The sequence below is a fragment of the Myxosarcina sp. GI1 genome, assembly GCF_000756305.1.
Taxonomy (GTDB): domain Bacteria; phylum Cyanobacteriota; class Cyanobacteriia; order Cyanobacteriales; family Xenococcaceae; genus Myxosarcina.
On the sequence record NZ_JRFE01000024.1, the window covers coordinates 33,904 to 53,812 of the forward strand.

Annotated in this window: 16 protein-coding genes; 5 read left to right on the forward strand and 11 right to left on the reverse strand. The window is 41.1% G+C overall.

What is annotated here, in order from left to right; genetic code table 11:
- Position 1 precedes the first annotated feature (1 nt).
- The 9 genes from KV40_RS17620 to KV40_RS17660 all read right to left on the reverse strand — a co-directional run bounded on the left by KV40_RS17620 (position 2) and on the right by KV40_RS17660 (position 7,826).
- The gene (locus KV40_RS17620; RefSeq protein WP_036484316.1) at positions 2-946 is read right to left on the reverse strand and encodes a F0F1 ATP synthase subunit gamma; all 945 of its coding nucleotides are present in this window, start codon (positions 944-946) and stop codon (positions 2-4) included.
- A gap of 209 nt (positions 947-1,155) precedes the next feature.
- The gene (gene atpA, locus KV40_RS17625; RefSeq protein ID WP_036484319.1) at positions 1,156-2,673 is read right to left on the reverse strand and encodes a F0F1 ATP synthase subunit alpha; all 1,518 of its coding nucleotides are present in this window, start codon (positions 2,671-2,673) and stop codon (positions 1,156-1,158) included.
- Positions 2,674-2,749: 76 nt separating this feature from the next.
- On the reverse strand, positions 2,750-3,301 hold the full coding sequence (atpH, locus tag KV40_RS17630) for an ATP synthase F1 subunit delta (protein WP_036484322.1): 552 nt from the start codon (positions 3,299-3,301) through the stop codon (positions 2,750-2,752).
- 3 nt (positions 3,302-3,304) lie between these two features.
- Positions 3,305-3,841, reverse strand: a complete 537-nt coding sequence (locus KV40_RS17635) for a F0F1 ATP synthase subunit B (protein WP_216595634.1) — start codon at positions 3,839-3,841, stop codon at positions 3,305-3,307.
- Between the two features lie 55 nt (positions 3,842-3,896).
- Positions 3,897-4,394, reverse strand: coding sequence for a F0F1 ATP synthase subunit B' (locus KV40_RS17640; protein WP_036484326.1), 498 nt, complete (start codon positions 4,392-4,394; stop codon positions 3,897-3,899).
- Between the two features lie 133 nt (positions 4,395-4,527).
- On the reverse strand, positions 4,528-4,773 hold the full coding sequence (gene atpE, locus KV40_RS17645) for an ATP synthase F0 subunit C (protein WP_036484328.1): 246 nt from the start codon (positions 4,771-4,773) through the stop codon (positions 4,528-4,530).
- Between the two features lie 179 nt (positions 4,774-4,952).
- A complete protein-coding gene (gene atpB, locus KV40_RS17650; RefSeq protein ID WP_036484330.1) occupies positions 4,953-5,702 on the reverse strand; it encodes a F0F1 ATP synthase subunit A in 750 nt (249 codons plus the stop codon).
- A gap of 91 nt (positions 5,703-5,793) precedes the next feature.
- Entirely contained in the window at positions 5,794-6,279 is a 486-nt protein-coding gene (locus tag KV40_RS17655) for an ATP synthase subunit I (RefSeq protein ID WP_081942888.1), read from the reverse strand.
- Between the two features lie 329 nt (positions 6,280-6,608).
- On the reverse strand, positions 6,609-7,826 hold the full coding sequence (locus tag KV40_RS17660; RefSeq protein ID WP_036484333.1) for a bifunctional 2-polyprenyl-6-hydroxyphenol methylase/3-demethylubiquinol 3-O-methyltransferase UbiG: 1,218 nt from the start codon (positions 7,824-7,826) through the stop codon (positions 6,609-6,611).
- 78 nt (positions 7,827-7,904) lie between these two features.
- Here KV40_RS17660 and KV40_RS17665 point away from each other — a divergent pair, with 78 nt between their 5' ends.
- Positions 7,905-8,150 (forward strand): AbrB/MazE/SpoVT family DNA-binding domain-containing protein, encoded by a 246-nt coding sequence (locus tag KV40_RS17665; RefSeq protein ID WP_036484335.1) that lies wholly within the window; start codon positions 7,905-7,907, stop codon positions 8,148-8,150.
- Complete coding sequence (locus KV40_RS17670; protein ID WP_216595635.1) at positions 8,144-8,464, forward strand: type II toxin-antitoxin system PemK/MazF family toxin; 321 nt, start codon at positions 8,144-8,146, stop codon at positions 8,462-8,464. The genes KV40_RS17665 and KV40_RS17670 overlap by 7 nt, the downstream gene beginning before the upstream one ends.
- Before the next feature lie 76 nt (positions 8,465-8,540).
- Here the strand turns inward: KV40_RS17670 and KV40_RS17675 are convergent, their stop codons facing one another.
- A complete protein-coding gene (locus KV40_RS17675) occupies positions 8,541-9,080 on the reverse strand; it encodes a hypothetical protein (RefSeq protein WP_036484340.1) in 540 nt (179 codons plus the stop codon).
- Positions 9,081-9,216: 136 nt separating this feature from the next.
- On the opposite strand from KV40_RS17675, the gene KV40_RS17680 reads away from it, so the two are divergent.
- Entirely contained in the window at positions 9,217-10,986 is a 1,770-nt protein-coding gene (locus tag KV40_RS17680) for a hypothetical protein (RefSeq protein WP_156114073.1), read from the forward strand.
- Positions 10,987-11,053: 67 nt separating this feature from the next.
- On the opposite strand, the gene KV40_RS32280 is transcribed toward KV40_RS17680, so the two are convergent.
- Positions 11,054-14,530 carry a PAS domain-containing protein gene (locus tag KV40_RS32280; RefSeq protein ID WP_052055731.1) on the reverse strand — a complete coding sequence of 1,159 codons (3,477 nt, stop codon included), beginning with the start codon at positions 14,528-14,530 and terminating at the stop codon, positions 11,054-11,056.
- 338 nt (positions 14,531-14,868) lie between these two features.
- On the opposite strand from KV40_RS32280, the gene KV40_RS17690 reads away from it, so the two are divergent.
- Positions 14,869-16,452 (forward strand): dynamin family protein, encoded by a 1,584-nt coding sequence (locus KV40_RS17690; protein WP_036484342.1) that lies wholly within the window; start codon positions 14,869-14,871, stop codon positions 16,450-16,452.
- Between the two features lie 535 nt (positions 16,453-16,987).
- Complete coding sequence (locus KV40_RS32285; protein WP_172657309.1) at positions 16,988-19,906, forward strand: hypothetical protein; 2,919 nt, start codon at positions 16,988-16,990, stop codon at positions 19,904-19,906.
- Positions 19,907-19,909 lie beyond the last annotated feature (3 nt).

The following is a 19,909-nucleotide window of genomic DNA, read 5'->3' on the forward strand; positions in this document are numbered from 1 at the left end:
ATCATAGAGCTTCAGCACCCGAAACTACCTCTAAAATTTCTTGAGTAATAGCAGCTTGTCTGGCTTTGTTGTATGAGAGAGTAAGATCTTTCATCAACTCAGTGGCGTTATCACTAGCATTGTTCATTGCTGTCATTCTAGCTGCAAGTTCGCTAGCTGCCGCCTCTTGTAAAGAACGCAAAAGCTGGTTATTAAGGTAAAGAGGCAGTAAAGAATCGAGAATTTGTACGGGGTCTTGCTCGAAAATTGTGTCTCTGGGGAAAGTTTGCATTTCGCTGCTAACTTTTTCTCGTTCGACATTAAATTCACCGCCTCTAGTAGTCAGGCGGAAAATTTCGTCATCTTTTACTTCCAGTCCTTGGGGAGTTAGTGGCAGTAGGGTTTGAATTACAGGACGAGAACTAATTAAGGAAACAAACTTAGTGTAAACTAGCTCGACTCTATCTACCGTTTCTGATAAAAACAAAGATAGTAGTTCGTCGGCAACTGAAGATGCTTCCGCTGCGGTAGGAATTTGTTCTAAGTTTACAAAGGTTTTGTTAATTGGAACATTACGTCTTCTAAAATGTTGAACCGCTTTGCGACCGATTAAGACGTAGGTATATTCAACTCCTTCTTTCTGTAGTTCTTTGGCTCTCTGTTCGGCTCGTCGAATTACGTTGGCATTATAACCGCCACACAAACCGCGATCGCCAGTAATTACTAACAGGGCAACTTTGCTTACTTCTCGTTGCTCGAAAAGAGGCAAATCGACATCTTCAAATCTCAGTCTGTCTTTAAGGTTGTACAACACTTCTGCCAGACTGTCGGCAAAAGGACGGGTGGAATTAACTTGTTCTTGAGCGCGACGTACCTTAGCTGCTGCTACCAGGCGCATGGCTTCGGTAATTTTTTTGGTATTTTTTACTGAAGAGATGCGATCGCGAATCGCTTTAAGATTGGGCATTTTTTGTATTTTCCGATCGGTATTCAACTTACTTGGCGAGGAAGCAAGGGAGCAGGGGAGCTTCGCTGCGCTAGGGTGCAAGGGAGGTTTTCAAAAAAAAGAAGAAGCAGAATAAACACGTCTGACTCAAACTTTCTTTCTCACCTCAGCACCTGCACCTCCGCCCAATCCCTTCTTTTAGCTAACGTCTTCCTTCTTACTTCATCAGCTTAGGCTGCTGCCTTGAAGGTTTGCTTGTATTCTTTAATACCTTCTTTGAGGAGATTTTCAGCTTCGTCAGTTAGCACTTTTTCTGAAGAAATAATCTCCATGTATTTGCCTTTGTTATTGTCGAGATATTCTCGCAGACCCTTGGCAAAATCGCTTACTTTTTCTACATCAATATCGTCTAAATAGCCGTTAAGACCAGAGTATACTACTGCCACTTGTTCGGCTACGGATAGAGGTGAATTTTGATCCTGTTTGAGAATCTGACGCAAACGCTGTCCTCTCGCTAACTGATTTTGAGTAGCGGCATCCAAATCAGAAGCAAATTGAGAAAAAGCTTCTAGTTCGGCAAATTGAGCCAGTTCCAGCTTGAGTTTACCTGCAACTTTCTTAATTGCTTTGGTTTGAGCCGCAGAACCTACGCGAGATACCGAAATACCTGCATTGATGGCAGGACGAAAGCCAGCGTTAAATAGGTCGCTAGAGAGGAATATTTGTCCGTCGGTAATGGAAATTACGTTGGTGGGAATGTATGCCGATACGTCACCCGCTTGAGTTTCGATGATTGGCAGAGCGGTCATGCTGCCGCCTCCTAAATTGTCGTTGAGCTTGGCAGCGCGTTCTAAGAGACGGGAGTGAAGATAGAATACGTCTCCAGGATAGGCTTCGCGACCAGGGGGACGACGTAGCAAGAGAGACATTTGACGATAAGCCTGTGCCTGTTTGGTCAAGTCATCGTAGATTACCAAAGTAGCTTTACCTTTATACATAAAGTATTCGGCGATCGCCGCACCAGTGTAGGGCGCGAGATACTGTAGGGTGGCAGGGTCGTTAGCATTAGCTGCTACCACAACCGTATAGTCCATCGCACCTTTGTCTTCTAAAGTACCTACTACCTGAGCGACGGTAGAAGCTTTTTGTCCGACCGCAACGTAAACACAAACTACATCTTCGCCCTGTTGGTTGATAATCGTATCTACTGCGACTGCGGTTTTGCCCGTCTGGCGATCGCCAATGATCAATTCGCGCTGTCCGCGACCGATGGGAATCATGGCATCGATGGCGGTAATGCCAGTCTGTAAGGGTTCGCACACGGACTTACGAGCGATAATTCCTGGTGCGGGAGACTCAATTAGACGATTTTCGCTAGTATCGATATCACCTTTACCATCAATCGGACGCGCCAAAGAATCGACAATTCTGCCTACGACTGCTTCTCCTACAGGAATTGAGGCAATTTGTCCCGTAGCATTAACGGTACTGCCTTCTTGAATGCCAAAGCCATCACCCATCAATACCGCGCCCACGTTATCTTCTTCCAGGTTCAAGGCAATACCCACGGTGCCGTCTTCAAATTCTAACAGTTCCCCTGCCATTGCCTGTTCCAAACCGTAGACGCGAGCGATCCCGTCTCCGATCTGTAATACGGTACCGACATTGGATACTTTAACGTCCTGCTCGTAAGATTCGATCTGCTGGCGAATGATGCTGCTAATTTCGTCTGGTCTGATGCTAACCATATTTTTTTTCTACCTTTTTTTCTCTACCTTGTTTGTTGTTTGTCAAATGTTGTTCGGGTTACCTGTTGCCTTGTGTCTAGCTTTTAAGACTGACGCTAATACGACGTAATTGACCGCGCAAACTAGCATCAATCACTTTAGATCCTACTTTAATAATGACTCCACCGATTAAACTAGGATCGATACTGGTTTTCAGTTCGACATCGTTAGCGTCGGTCATTCCTTTAACTTTTTCAACAATTCGCTGTTTTTGTTCGTCTTCTAGCTCTTTAGCGGAGGTGACTTCTGCTAGTACGACTTGATTTAACTTGCGTAGTAGCTCCAGATATTGTTGTCCGATTGTTTCTAAAAACATGATGCGCCGTTTATCTACCAGCAGCATCATAAAGTTTACTAAATAAGAGTTGGCATCGTCGCCCATGACTCTTTTTAGTACCGATTTCTTTGCTTCTGGATCGATAACTGGATTGGCAATAAAATCTCTAAATTCTTCAGATTCTGCAAATAATGATTCTAAAGCACGAAAGGTATCGCCAAACTGGTCTGCAAGGTCGTTTTGCTGCGCTAGAGACATCAGTGCCTGAGCGTAGGGTTCGGCAATTTCACTACTGACTAAAGTTCCACTCATCGATTACCCTCCTATTTGTGCGATACTGCGTTCGATTAGCTGGCGTTGGGCATCATCATCCACGATTTCTTCCAGGCGAGATTCGGCTTTGGCTATAGCCATTGCTACTACTCGTTCTCGCAATTCGGCGATCGCTCTTTCGCGATCGGAATCTAGATCGGCTGCGGCTGATGCCTTGAGTCGCTCTACCTCTTTCTTACCTTTAGCTAAGATTTCATCGGCAGCTTTTTGAGCATTAGTTTTGGCTTCGGTACGAATCTTTTCGGCAGTAGCCTGCGCCTCTTTTAAGTTTTGTTGGGCTTCATTTAAAGCTGCTTGAGATTCGTTTTTGCGAGCTTCTGCTTCTTTGATGTCTTGTTCGATTTTGGCGCGTCTTTCGCTGAGAATATTGCCGACAACTTTGCCTCCGTAGACAACTAGCAACACGACAACGATTCCTATGTTGATCAGATTGGTTCCTAAAATGTCAAAATTAAGACCAAAACCACTTTCTGACGAGGCTGCTGTCTCGGCGTTAAGAAGGAAAAAAGTCCCCATCATTTTCTTTTTTGTCCGTATTGATAAGTGCGATCGATTCTCGATTGGCAAATTCGGTTTATTTAACCAGTTCTGCTCCGAGTAGTTTTTCTAAAATTTGATTGCTCAAAGAGTCTACCTGCTGTTCCAAAGTCTGCATTACTTCAGCTTTTTGTGCTTCAATCTCATCAGCAGCCTCTTGTTTTTGAGCCTGTGCTTCTTGCTGTGCTGCTTTGACTTTGTCGGCTACGGTAGCTTCGGCATCGGCTTTGGCAGAATTAATCGTTTCTTGTGCTTGGCGACGAACATCTCTCAATTCGCGATTGTATTGGTCTGCCAGAGATTCTGACTTTTCTTTGAGTTCGCGAGCCTGCTTAAAATTATTGCGGATATAGTCGGCACGTTCGTCGATCGCTTTGCCCAATGGTTTATAAAACAGCGCGTTTAAAATTATTACTAGTAGTACGAACTGTATTGCCATTAGAGGTAAAGTGGCATCGATATCGAATAAATTACTGCCTACTTCAGCTTCTTCAGCGGCTTCTGCTGCTGCTATAAAAAATGTCCAGTATATCATTTTGTTCTCTACCCCATCTTTTGAGGCTATTTTAGTAATCTATTACTAATTATTTTTTCATATAGCTATATTTAAATAGCCTGGGCTTACAGAGCTTAAATTTACCGCTCTACCCAGGCTATTTTAAAACCTCTTAAGAGAAGGGGTTAGCGAATAATAATACGAGAGATACAACTAAGCCATAAATGGTTAGTGCTTCCATAAATGCCAAACTGAGTAGCAAAGTACCGCGAATTTTGCCTTCAGCTTCGGGTTGGCGAGCAATACCTTCTACTGCTTGTCCTGCAGCATTACCTTGACCGATACCGGGTCCGATTGCTCCTAGTCCTACAGCAAGAGCGGCAGCGACAACGGAAGCAGCAGCGATAAGTGGATCCATGATTTTTCTTTCCTTGTATACTAACTTGATTTAAACAATAGCAACGATTAAGTGTTGCGGTCGAACAGTTGCCAACCACTGTTGATAGCGGCTGACGATCGCTCGATAAGTGTCGCGATTGACCCGCGATCTACTGAGACTAAATTAAAAATGCTAGTAATCTCGCACCTTTAACTTAGCTACTCATGCTCTTCACCATGTTCCTCTAAGGCTTCGCCAATGTAGGCGGCGGCAAGGGTAGCAAAAATAAGTGCCTGAATTGCACTTAAAAATAACCCTAGCACCATCAGTGGCAGAGGTATGAATAGAGGAACCAGCAGCACTAATACGGCTACTACTAATTCATCTGCCAGGATGTTGCCAAACAGACGGAAGCTCAGGGATAGAGGTTTGGTAAAATCTTCTAAAACCTTAAATGGCGCGAGAATTGGCGTTGGTTCGAGATATCCTGCAAAATAACCCAAGCCTTTTTTACTAATTCCTGCATAAAAATAAGCGATGGAAGTTAGTAACGCTAGAGCTACTGTGGTATTAATATCGTTGGTTGGTGCGGCTAGTTCGCTGTTGGGAATTTCGATCAATTTCCAGGGAACCAGACCTCCAGACCAATTTGACACAAAAATGAACAAAAATAAAGTACCGACGAAGGGTACCCAGGGGCGATATTCTTTTTCCCCAATCTGATCTTTCGCCAAACTTCTGATAAATTCCAAAGCATACTCCATAAAGTTTTGCATGCCTTGAGGAATTTTTTGGACATTTCTCGATGCCACAAACGAAGCAATTATTAAAATCGCAATTACTACCCAAGAGGTAAGAAATACTTGTCCGTGTAGTTTTAAACCGCCAATTTCCCAATAAAAGTGTTTGCCCACTTCTAATGAAGCCAGGGGGAAGGTTGTCAGAGCATTTAAATTAGATATTTCCATATTGGCATTTTTCCCCTTGTTATCTAGCTTGATGCTTTTTCTCGAATTAATTTATCTGACCATACGAGTTTTACTTTACTCGCGCCATCGTCTATTTTTTGGCTGGTGTGAGGGTAGTTTGCATCACGTAGACGATTATTGCGGCTTTATAAGTCATAAATCCCAGAAAAATTGGCAAGATTTGCAGTTGTTGTAATTGTGTAGCAACTATGATTATGCCAGCCAATAAAGCTAGTCGAGTCGAACCGACACTTCTTTTCTGAGTGCCTAATCTTTCTACCTCTCTTGCCAACATACCTAGATATACTACGCCAATACATGCCCCAAGCAAATAATTAAGAGCGATATTAAACGTATAGAATATCCATACACACGAGAAAATTGCGCCTGTAAGCAGTAGAGTTGTCAACAATAGCATTTGTTTGAGTTGATAATACTCTTGCATTGTTGGCTCTGACGATTCCGAAGTATCCTCGACAACGCGATTAACTTCTGGCGATACCGCAGGTTTTTCTGCAACTGCATCTCGTCTTGTTGTCAGTGTTGATTCGAGTCGGCTTCTAGATAGGTTTACCATTACTCAACTATGACTCATGCTGAATTTTTATACATCTGGAGCTACGTTACATCTTGCTTAGTGCGATCGCGAGTATAATCTCTCGAATCTCAACTAATAATTTAGTCTCTTTCATTTGCTGGCAGTATAGCGATCGCTCGCAATCTTACAAGCAGATAATAGTAAGAGACTACTTTGCTGTTACCCATGTCCAGACCAAGAGCGATCATATCACGGTGTAGTAACAATTTTTAAATACCCGCAGATCGAATTTGCACGGCAAGATAGATTAGTCGAACTTGTTCGATCGCCATCAAGACATATTTAAACTATAAAACAATTACGTCTCCTCAAGTCAGGAAATTGCTACTTAAGACTATCAGTTGTCTGGCTTGCAGCGCTCGCACTCCTGCCAAATCTAACTTACTTTTAGTAATTAACTCTCCTACGCTTTGCTGCTCGGAATTTTTAGCGCAAGCCTGCATAAAGTCATACTCGGCTTCGCTGATGTTAACCATTTGATAGTCATAGTCGAGAAAGTTGCGACTGGGAAAGCCTTGCATACAGGGATGAAGTTCGGGAACGGCTTGTTTGAGCCGATCCTCATTTGACCAGTCTACTTGAGTCAACGGAGGACGAGCTAAAAAGAATTCGTAATGAGTTAGTGTGGGATCTAGTAACTCGATTAAGCGATATTTTTGGCGATCGCCAAGCTCGTTTGCTCTAGCTTTTAATTCTGGTGAATTGGCAATAAGCCTTTCTAACTGCCAGTATTGAGGATTGGAAAAGCCGACAAATTCCAAACCCGAAGCGTCGATCAATTCAAACAGTGTCTCGATATTGTAATCAATTTCCTGCGGATGAACGTACATATCGGCAAAAGATTCATCGCGATGATTTTCTAACGCCCAGCGTTCTTTTTCTTGCTTTAAAATCCGATTGTTTTCTGGTAGATTGGCAAAAATTTCCCTACCAATTTTTACCCCGTCGCGATAGTCGCCTCGCTTATCTCCTTGCAGCAGTGCGATCGCTTTTTGCATTAGAGAAATTTCCCAACGTCCCAATTCGGCATAGACGAAGATGTGAAAGATCCCACCTGGTTTTAATTTACAAGCTAGAGATTTAATACCTTTAATCGGATCGGGTAAGTGATGCAGTACCCCTACAGAATTAATCAGATCGAATTGCCCCTCTAACTGTTCGGGTACTTCTTCTAGTCTGAGTTGGCGAAACTCAATTGGCTTGTTGTGTTTGGCAATTACTCCAGAACGCCGACATCTTTCTTGCGCTACCTCTAAAGCTTTTTGACTGATATCGATCGCTACAACTTCAGCTTCAGGGTTGAGATGAATCAAATAGTCCGTACTAGAACCAGTTCCACAACCAGCATCTAAAATTCTAATATCTTGAGCTTCGGGTTTTCTACCAGTACAAAAATTGTATGCCGCAGTCCAACTCCAACGCCAATTGTAACCAGGAGGTTCGAGATCGGAAAGCGGATCGGGGGGAAAAGGATAGGTGTTATAGAGATTGGCAACGGCTTGGTTAATCGCTTGTGAATCGGGCATTATTATTGTTTCTACGTTAGTAATTTATATACTGTTAAAATTTAGTAACTACTATGTAATTACTAAGATTGATGGATCGTGAAAATAGACATTATTAAAATTGGTAACTCTCAAGGAATTAGAATTCCTAAAACAATTATGGAGCAATGTGGATTCACAAATGCGATCGAGATGAAAATTGAGAACGGCAATCTAATTCTCAGTCCTCTCAAAGCTAGAGAAAGTTGGTCGGAATCTTTTCAAGAAATGGCTGCTAACGGCGATGATGAACTGTTAATCGACGATACTATTCCCACCGAGTATGGCGAGGAATGGGAATGGTAAGTAGAGGAGAAGTTTATTTACTTAACTTAGATCCTACGATTGGTTCGGAGGTTCAAAAAACCCGTCCTTGCTTAGTGGTTTCTCCCGATGAAATGAATCAATACATTCGCACAGTAGTTATAGCTCCGATGACTACTAAAGTAAGAAACTATAAAAGTCGAGCCAAAATAAACTTCGATAAGCGAGACGGAGAAGTAATGCTCGACCAAATTAGAACTATCGATAAAAAACGTCTAATAGCAAAATTAGGAGCTTTATCGGTTAAAGAATTAAAAGCTGTTTTGTTAGTGCTGCAAAAGATGTTTGCCTATTAGTCGAGCGACGATCGCGATCGCCAAAAAGCACAATCATAATAATAGCGATCGCTGCTATCAAAATTCAACCTAGCTTTTATCTTCTATTTTCTTCGCCTATCAAACCTCCCTCTTGATGGATGATTGCATTGACTCGCTCCATTTCTGTGGATGTTCCTTTGACTGTAACTAAGTAGATTTCTGTTTCCTTGTCGGCAGTATCTGGAAGGTTGCTTATTGAATCTGATTGAGGAACATCGCTTCCACCTAAAGCAGAAATCAAGCTAATACCTACTGCACCAACAACAGCACCCATCAAAGGAGCGAAAAAATTTAAAGCATCAAAATTTTTAAAAGCAGCAAAACCAACTTGCGGAAAACCTGCCAAGATTAAACTTAAAGTTAAGCCAACAAAAGCACCTAACACTCCTCCAACGATCGCACCACTTTTAGCATTGTCTAAAGCTTGTGTATCTTGAAGGCGCGGGGGAAGTTTTTGATTTTCAGTTTCCAAGCTAATTTGCTCTGAGGGGATTCCTACTGACTCTAGTTTTTGCTTGGCAGTCTCGGCAGCTTGCCGAGTAGAAAACTGTCCCCAAGTAGACTGTAAGCGATCTGATGATAATTCTTGAGACATATATTGAAATGTATTATTTGTAATGCGGAGTTTATTTACATTACATAGGCGATTGTCTCTCTTTTCATCGTTCAAAAGTTAGGAAGTAGAGGCGAACTGTTGTTCGCCCGTATTCAACTAGGGGTAAGGCAGTGCCTTGCCCGTACGGGATATTATTGATAATTGTTGTGGAGCTATAGAGCGATCGCCCGATCTGGTGAATAAATTTTTACTGCATACGATATTATTATTGACCTGGCTTTTATTAGGTGCGGTGCTGCGGGTAACTAACTTGGAAGCAAAACCACCTTGGTCTGACGAATGGGCAACTTTAGTATTCAGTCTCGGTCATAGTTTTCGGACTGTGCCTTTAGATCGAGTTATTTCTCTCAATACGCTGCTTGCTCCTTTACAGTTAGATCCGACTACTAATGTTAGAGATGTCGTTAACAACTTACTAACCGAAAGTACCCATCCCCCTGTTTATTTCGTGCTTACTCATTGGTGGCTCAAGCTATTTTCTAGCGATACAGGTTTGGTTTCTATTTGGTGGGGAAGATTGTTAAGTGCTATTTTTGGCGTGCTGGCAATACCTGCAATGTTTGGTTGGGGTTGGTTGCTATCTCGTTCGTTAATTTGCGCTCAACTGGCAGCAGCACTTATGGCGGTTTCTCCTTTTGGGGTTTATCTATCGCAAGAAGCGCGTCATTATACCTTGGCTATTCTATTGGCGATCGCATCTCTATCATTTTTGCTGGTTGCTATTCGGAATATAAAACAAAAACGCTCTATTGCGATCGCACTAGTATTAACCTGGATTGTAGTTAATAGTCTTGGCGTTGCCACTCATTACTTTTTTGGACTGACTTTAGTAGCAGAAATAATAGTTTTAGCTAGTGTTTGGTTTAACAGCATTCGTGTTGACTCTAAAGCAATCTTGGCTAAGTATTGGCAGCGAATTTATTGGGCGATCGCTGGTACCATAAGTGGCTGCTCGATCTGGGTATGGGTGTCTTTATGGCGCAGTATTCCAGGGGACGACTTAACTAGCTGGGTATTTGACGGTAATCCTCTAGCTGAATTTTATCAACCCCTACTCAGATTATTGATTTGGTTAATTACCATGGTGTTTCTGTTGCCCATAGAAGGAGTACCAGAGAGCATTGCTATTATTTCGGGAGTCATCTTACTATCTTTTATTGTTTGGTCGCTTCCTGATTGGCTTCGGGGTATTAGAGCTAATAATTCGCCTCAGATGCGGTTGGGAATTACTGTTTTAACCAGATTTTTACTCAGTGCGATCGCGCTTATTTTAGCTGCAACTTATGTTTTTGGAGCAGATTTAACCCTGTCGGCGCGGTTTCAGTTTGGTTATTTTCCCGCAGTATTGTTATTGCTGGCAATAAGTCTCAGCTATCTCTGGCAAGAATCTAAATACAAATATTTCTTCAATAAAAATAGAGTTTTAGTAGTATTGACTTTGGTACTCGCTACATTAGGTTCGACAACGATAATTACCAACTTTGCCTTTCAAAAAGTCGAACGCCCCGATCTTGTCGCACCCGTGATTTTTGAAGCCCATCAACAAGTAAGTTACGACACGCCAGTTTTAATTGCTACCCTGCATCAAACTCACGGACAAACAGGGGAAATGATGAGCATTGGCTGGCAGTTTCAAAAATTATTAGACAGAGAACAAATAGACTGGCAACCGCAGTTTTTATTGGCGCACCGTGAAACAGCGAACGCAGCTTTAGAACGAGCGATCGTAGCTATGCCCCGTCCCTTTCAACTATGGCTGGTCAATTTTTCCGAAGCTAGAGAAATAGCTGCTAGAAAATGTATCGATCGAGATGAGCAGTATAGAGCTACGGGTTATCGCTACCAACTCTATCAGTGCAATTCATCAGTGAACATTAAACATTGAACAATAAGCAGTTAAACTCCCATTGCTCATTGCTCATTGCTCATTGCTCACTGATAAGTTTTATATTTCAACTTTTTTTTGACATTAGCCGAGTTACAGTAGCTATCAACTCATTGACGTTAAAAGGTTTAGAAATTTGTTCTTGAAAACCTGCGTTCAGACAACGCTGACGGTCGATTTCTCCAGTGTATGCGGTTAGAGCGATCGCAGGTATATCTTGTCCTTGTGGTAGGGAACGAATTTGAGTGATTAAGGTATAGCCATCCATTCCAGGCAGACCAATATCGCTAATAATTAAATCGGGAACCAATTCGCTCAAGACTTCCAGTGCTTCATTTGCCGATGCTACTGTTACTATTTCCGCTCCTCGAAGTTCTAAAACCAAAGATAATAGTTCGCGTGAGTCTACTTCGTCTTCTATAACCAAGACCTTTATGCCATTAAAACGATTGGTTTCTACAGTTGGCTCTGTCGGATCGCTATGTTGCGGCTCTGTTGGTAATGGGTTTATTAGTGGAATTGTAACTTTAAAGGTAGCTCCCCTACCTATACCTAGGCTCTCGGCAATAACAGTTCCATCGTGTAGTTCGGTAAGGTGACGAACTATTGCCAAACCCAATCCCAATCCACCGAAATGTCGCGTATAGCTGCTTTCTTCCTGACGAAAGCGATCGAAGACATAGGGTAAAAATTTGGGATCGATTCCTTTTCCCGTATCGCTGATTCTTACTAAAGCGTGAGTTTTATTGCACTCTAACGCTATCGTTACTAGTCCGCCTTCAGGAGTAAATTTAATTGCATTGTTCAGAAGATTCCAGAAAATTTGCTGTAAACGAGTTAGATCTCCCAAAACTAGACCGATGTTTGGTTCAAAAACGGTTTGAATTTGAATTGATTTGGCTTCAGCAGCTAACTTAACCGTTTCTTTTGCCACTTTAATAATATGTTTTAGATTGGTGGGAACTAACTTAAGAGCCAACTTACCCCGCAAAATTAACGACATATCTAGTAGATCGTCAATAAGCTGCGACTGTAATTTAGCATTACGAGTAATTGTGTCCAATCCTTTTGCTGTTTGTTCGGGTGGGAGTTTTCCTGTAGCCAGCAGTTGCGACCAACCTAAAATAGGATTGAGAGGAGTGCGGAGTTCGTGAGAGACAATTGCCAGAAATTCATCTTTCAGTTGGTTGGCTCGAATCAAATCCTCTGTTTGCTGGCGTAATTTTTCTTCCAGTTCTTTAATCGAGGTTATATCGGTATTGGTGCCATACCACCTAATAATTTTTCCGCCATCGTCCCGTAAGGCTCTAGCTTTACCTAAAAACCAGCAATAAGTTCCATCCGCTTTACACAGACGTGCTTCTAGATTATATTTTTTACCCGTTTGTATCGAGTCATTCCAAGCTCGCTCTACTGACTCTAAGTCATCGGGATGGACGATAGCTGCCAAACCTTTTTCTTTTATTTCTTCCAAACTAACTCCCGTATAATCTTGCCAGCGTTGATTGGTGTATTCTACTTTTCCGTCTGGCAATGCCGTCCAAATTTGTTGGGGAATTACTTCAGTAATCAGTCTTAGTTCGTATTCTTTTAGTTTGCTCTCGGTAATATCTAGATTAATGCCACTCAAGCGCATTGGTTCACCTCGTTCGTTGCGAGTAACATTACCGATGCCCGATACCCAGCGAATTCCTTTTTTTGGATGAACGATCCTAAATTCAGTGCGAAACTCAGAAGATTTTCCCGATAAAGTTTGCTGTACTTCCCAATTACTTCGCTCTCGATCCTCTGGATGTACTGAATTCTGCCAATCGCGATATTCGAGCAATTCTCTTTGGGGATCGATTCCATATAATTCATAGTTTTCAGGCGACCAAATAATTTTTCCCGTAGCTATTTCCCAATCCCAAGAACCTGCTTTGGCACTCGACAGTGCTAACTTAAGTAATCTTTCATTTTTCCGCAGCCGAATTACTGCTAATTTGCTGTCAGTAATATCGCGAAAGTAAATTGATAATCCAGCAGCGGTAGGATAAACACTAATTTCATACCAACTTTTAAAAGGAGGATAATAATATTCAAAACAGGTTGCAGTTTTTTGAACTAAGGCGTGCCGATACTGAAGCTCTAATTCTGTTCCCACTAACGGACTAAATTGCGTCCAGAGATTTTGCCCTATAAGTTCTTCCTTAGACTTTCCTAATACTCGTGCTGCTTCCTGGTTGAGATAGGTAAAGTTAAAATCGCGATCTAGGGTATAAAAAGCATCGGTCATGCTTTCGAGAATATCGACAATACGCTGACTCGATTCGAGTAAAGATTGTTCTATCTGTTTGCGTTGGCTAATATCCTGCACCGTTCCCATCATGCGGACTGGTTCGCCATGGCAATCATAAAATCCTCTACCTCTAGCAGCTAACCAGTGTATGCTGCCGTCCGACCAAATAGCCCGATATTCAATACTGTATTCTGTTTTATTGGCTAAAGCTTGTTGCACCGCTGTATCTGTGCGATCGCGGTCTTCAGGATGTAAGGTATTGAGAAATAGTTGATAATTTGTTTCTGTATTAGGAGCGAATCCAAATAAAGCTTTACACCGATCTGTAAATTCTAAACGCTCGTCAATTAAATCCCAAAACCACAGTCCTACGCCAGAAGCCTCTGTAGCTAGCTGTAGCTTAAGTAAAGTTTCATCGTGTTGAAGTTGCAAGTGATGTTCGGAGATCGCTCGATTGACTTCTAGCTTTAATTTTTCTGGTGTAAGTTGTCTTTTTATTAAGTAGTTCGCGGCTCCCAATTTAAGAAATTGCACGGCTATATTTTCATTTCCCTCTCCAGTTAAAACTATTACAGGGAAAGCCAATGGAGAGTTTTGCCGTTGCCAACTAGCTAGCAACTCCAATCCATCCATATCGGGCAGCAGATAGTCTAGTAAAATAATATCGGGTTGGCACTGACGAGCTATTTCTAAGGCAGATTCTCCCGTTTCAGCTTCTACAAAATTATACTTATGCTCTGAATTGGCTTGTAAATAACGCCGATACATTTCTCTGTCTTCGGAGAAATCTTCTACCAGCAATACTGTGACTTGCCCTTTGGTATCTTCAGAAGGTTCTACATTGGAAGTTTTTTTTAGTAAAGTTTGAGGCATAACTGCTGCCTCAGTTGGCTGGCTAATCTCTCTAAAAGATATTTCTATCCCGTAAGCTTGGGGCTGATTCGTTAGAAACAAAGGCTGGCAATCGATAGACAACCAAATCAAACCACTTGGTTTGTAAAAGCCCGCAACTACATTAGAACAAGGCTGTCCCGTTTTAATTGAAGCGATCGCGGGATGATTCTTCGGTAGCAGAGTAGACCCGTCTCGATGAATCATTTGCCAAATTGGATCTAGTAGAGAAGTTCCAATTAGCTGCTTGGCAGTATAGCCCAAAATCAACTCCGCATCGGGATTACAACTTCTAATCGTGCCGTCGGCAAGGAGAAATAGTAATCCTGCTGCTGAAAAAGAACTCGACCTTTGCCTTGAGTTGCTCTGCTTCATGCTGACGACTAGTTTAAAATCCAGAGTTTTCTTACAGCTAAACTATTACTCTTGATTTTATGCGATTTAATGTCTTCTACCTATATAAGCTATAAGCTCGATCGCAACGGTATTGTTTTGAATAGAAAGAGCTACGATCTCAATTTATGACTATTGATTGATATTTTTATCTAACTTGCGATAGATTATTTTTTTTGCTTTGCCAAGATTGAGTTTGTTTATGGATGATGCGATCGCGCTCTGTAAATCTTAGTTAACCTCGAACATACCAATAACATCGCGTCATAAGCTATTAATATTAAAATTTAAATTTACCCTGCATTTAAAAGAAACTATTTATGCCTCTGACTATTTCTACCGAACAACAGCAACTTTTTGACCGCAGCCTCAAGACTATCGAAAAAGTTGAAGGTCTTTTTGTGGAGGCAAAAGAACTATTTCCCGAATTCAATCTCGATATTAATGCTTTCAAACAGCAGCTTTCCAATCCTTTCTCAATCTTTATCTGTGGTGAATTTAACGCAGGCAAGTCTAGTTTGCTAAATCGGCTAAACAACCAGGAAATTGCCACAGTAGGTTTTTTACCTACGACCAAATCTATAGAATCATACAATCCTGAAGGTTTGGGAGGATTAGTTTTTATCGATAGTCCTGGAATTAATTCGATTATCGAACAGCATCAAGAACTTACCGAAAGCTATCTCCAACAGGCAGATATTATTTTGTTTGTTACTTCGATAGAACGTCCTTTGAGTAAATCGGAACAAGACTTTTTAGCCATAGTCGATCGCACCTGGGATCGGAAAATTATCGTTGTTATTAATAAGATCGATTTAATTGACGAACGGCAAATTGAAGAAGTAATTAAGTTTGTCAACAACGGTTTAAAAGTTATCTTAGCGGAAATGCCGCCAGTGTTTGCTCTTTCTGCCGAAACGGGAACTGGCATGGATGAATTTAAAAATTTCCTGTTGGCGTTTTTAGCTGAAAGTGAAAAAGTAAAGCTCAAGCTGCGAGGACCTCAAAGTTCTTTACTGGTATATTTAGATAAACTACAGCAAAAAAATCAAGAACTACAAAACAAATTACAAACTGAAAAAACTCTATTCGATCGCACCTCTAAAAGAATCGAAGAACGCTTGGAAGAATATAATTTACTTTTTGGTCTTTTTAAAGATAATATTGAAGACTTGTTTACGGCTTTGATTCAAGGGGTAAATGAGCTAATTGATAGCAACACTTCCTTTTTTACCGTACTAAAAAGAAAATTTACTAAAGAAGAAGATTTATTAGAAGAAAGATTGGCTAAAACTATCAAAGATATTCAGCTAGATAAAAATTTGCAGGAAATATTTAAAGAGGCAACCTTTACTTTTTTAAAGTACCGCGAAAGAATTGTACGGGAAGCTAAAGAAGATTTAGAAACCGCCGTTACTATTACTGAAGATTCTTTTATAGTTCCTGCTGTAAATGCCGAAAGTTTGGAAGTAGAACAGCTTGCAGAAAGAATAAAAGCCGCCGCCGAAATGGGCTTAGATCGCTTTGTTAAACTAGGTATTACCGCAGCCGCTACGGGCGTAGGCGGACAAATACTATTTAGTACCGCTAGTGTCGATCTTACCGCTTTTGCCGTTGCTGGGTTCTTTGGTTTGCTCGGTTTAAATGCTATTCCTAACGAACGTAAAAAAGCTAAAGAAGAATTAGAAATTAATTTCCGCAATCTACAGGAAAACTATACTAAAACTCTTAAAGATACTCTCGCTGCCGAATTAAATAAATGTTTGCAGCAATTTGCCGATATTATTCGTCCCAAACAAGAAGAACTAGAAAATCAAATAAACATTACTAAATCAATTCAACAACAAGAAGAAGCTATTAGAACAGAAATTCAAACTCTTTTAACAGACGTAGAAAAGCTCTAGCAGTTTGGGAAACTGTTGAGTTGTGAGTACGACAATATCTAGATTGTTTTTTGTTTTGTCTCTCGCCTATTTTAGAGAGTGAATTTGATAATACTCTAGTATTTTCTGACCGCGGTCGCGAACCTTCGATTTTGTCAATTAGTTATTAACAGTTTTACATTACACGTTCTGTAGAGTATTGTTTTTTAGTATAACTACTTACAAAATATAGCTGCAGCCAACAAAGTTATAGTATTCCGTTTTGCTTCCGTAAAAATTACGTCTAAATAAATACTTATAAATACTCGTTCCATTGAAAACACTTAATATAAATTACCAGTATTTTAAAACAAATTATTTTTAAAGAATCAATCAAATATCCTTACAAATACTGTATTCATTTACAAAAGTCTTCAAGCATACTGGAAACTGTAATAACTATCCAGAAAAAAATTTAGATTTAAAGTTTCAAATATATTTGGATAATTTTCTGTTTTATGTTTGTTTATTAAAGATAATTTGTATAATGTTTGAAGATTTTAGCAGTGCGCAGCCCATGTTTATTGGAGAGACTGGCAAAATTCCCGATTTGAACCATATTAATCAGACTATTGTTCTCGAAAACACTTATACTAATCCAGTTGTATTTGCACAACCCCTGTCGCGAAATGGCTCCGATCCAGCAGTAGTTCGTATCGATAATGTCAAGAGCGATCGCTTCAACGCTCGTATTCAAGAACCGAACTACGAAGACGGGTTTCATACTTCTGAAAGCTTTAGCTATTTGGTATTAGAAAAAGGAACTTGGGAATTAGAAAATGGTATTCAGGTAGAAGTTGGTACTCTCGATTCAGATACTACCACGAGTTTGGGTTGGGAACAGATCGGCTTTAGTACTGATTTTGAAAGTAGTCCTATCACTTTGAGCCAGGTACAAACTAATAACGGCTCTGACTTTGTACGTACTCGTCAGAAAAATACTTCTGCTTCGGGCTTTTCACTTGCTATGGAAGAAGAAGAGGCACTGAAAACTTTTCATCCTACAGAAACTCTAGGCTGGATGGCAATATCTCCTGGAAAAGGCAGTTGGAATGGACTCTCTTATCAGGCAGGTAATACGGGAAACCGCATAACGCACAAATGGAGTACTCTTAACTTTAGCAATAGTTTCGATCGAGCTCCACAGTTTTTGGCTTCTTTATCAACTTATGATGGTTCTGACTCAGCAGGGATACGCTATCGAAATCTGAATAGTCAGGCAGTAGAAATAATGGTAGAAGAAGATTCTGCTAAAGATAAAGAAACTTCCCATACTACTGAAGAGATTGACTTTTTAAGTATAGATGGTACTGGTGCGCTAACCGCTTTCCTCAAACCTACTACTTCACCACCAATTTCCGAACCAAGTGAAGAATTTTGGCAACCTTTGCGAGAGCCTGGTGTGGGCGGTTGGATATCCTCAATAGGTATAAGTCCACACGATTCAGACCATTTAATAGTTGGTGGCGATATGCTAGGAGTAGCAGTATCCGATGATGGGGGCAAAAACTGGATTGGTGGTCAAGGCTTGAAAAGCTGGGAAATTGAAGAAATTACCTTCGATCCCAAACTGCCTAATAAGATTTGGCTCGCGACTAAATCGGGACCATACGTTTCTTATGACTACGGCAAAACTTGGACAGAAAAACGTAATGGTTTTCCAGACTTTGAATGGGGCAAATATGTCGCGCCAGTCCAGCAGATTTTAATAGATCGCTCGAACACGGACCGCCTACTGGCATTTACAGGAAATCAAAGAAGACTAGATCTCGACGATCCCCATCAGGGAGAGGTATATGAAAGCGTTGATGGAGGTGAAAACTGGCAGAAAATTTCCGATATCGGTACTGTAACGACAGATAAAGGAAACAACATTTTTGATGTTACCTTTGCAGGAAAAACTTCTACTCGTATATTTGCTGCTACCGAACAGGGACTTTTTCGCAGTGATGATTCTGGCTTTACCTGGCAAGGAGCGATCGGTAATTTACCACCAGGAAATCAGAAGACTGTAGCAACGCATCCATCAAATCCAGATATTGTTCTTGCAACGGTAGAGGGACAAGGGATATATCGTTCTACAAACGGGGGAAAAACATTCAATTTAAGTACTGACGGCATAGAAAGAATATCCAACCGTACATCTTTTGACCAGATACGTTTTGCACCATCTAATCCAAATATCGTTCTGGTTGGTGTCGAGCATCCCAACGGCACATTTATGAGTAAAGATGGAGGGCAAACTTGGAGCAAAGTTAGCGGGCATCAAAATACTGCTTATCCCATGCAAACTCAGTATTTTCGAGCCTTAGCAATAAATCCCAAAGATTCTTCACATATAGTCGGAGGCACAGGGGTTTCTATCTGGGAAAGTTCTAACGGTGGTAGCAACTGGCAGGATATTTCTAGTACTCAGCTTAGCGATAGCACCTGGAAAGGAAATGGCTACTCAGGTCTGGTTGTAACTAACATTCGGTGGAATCCATATAACCCAGAACAGTCTTTTATTGCTGCTATGGATGCTGGTAAGTGGATGAGTCGCAATGATATGAGAAGCTGGAGCTGGGCTGGAAGCGAACAGGATAATGGTATGCCTGATTGGAGTGGAGTTAGGGATATAACTTTCACCGATATGCCAACCAATAGTCAAGTTATCTATGCTACCGTCGTTCAAGATGAAAATTCTCAAGGCAAGGGCATTTATCGTTCGGAAGACGGGGGAAAAACCTGGCAATTTAAAGGTTTTCCAAATTCTATTGGAGATGATGCCGACCGAATCATCGCTCATCCCACGCAAACTAATAAAGTTTGGGTAATCTGGGATGATAAGCTTTATTTTTCCAATGATTCTGGAGCTACTTGGAGTCGCAAATTGAGCAATGCTGGTAAAATTTATGAATTGATCGAAAATAATAAAACGCCTGAGTTCGATCTCTATGTAGGGTCGGAACTGGGCTTGTGGTCATCTAACGATTTGAACGGTAATAATTATTTTCTAGTATCAGGATCAAATAGCGAGCCTCGTGGCATCTCTAGAATGGATTTTGTAGACGATGATACCTTTTACAGTGTTAACGATGAAAACAGTAATGGTAGTCAAAGAGGTATTTGGATGTACGATGCAGGAGAGTGGAAACAGTTAACTAATAATAAAACTTGGGATGTCTCAACAACACCCTTCCTCTGGGTGTCTGATATTGCAGTAGATCCTCGCAATTCTCAGCGAATACTCGCTGCAACCAATCAAAATCCTTTTTTATCTGTCTCAGAAGCAACTGGTGTTTGGAAGTCGGAAGATGGCGGCAAAACTTGGCAGCAGTTTAATGATGGTTTAGCAATGCTACGAGTCGATAATATTCAGTTTAAGCCAAACTCTTCAGGTACGGTAGTAATTGGCACTACTGGTGGCGGAGCTTATATTGGTCGTATACCGTAATAA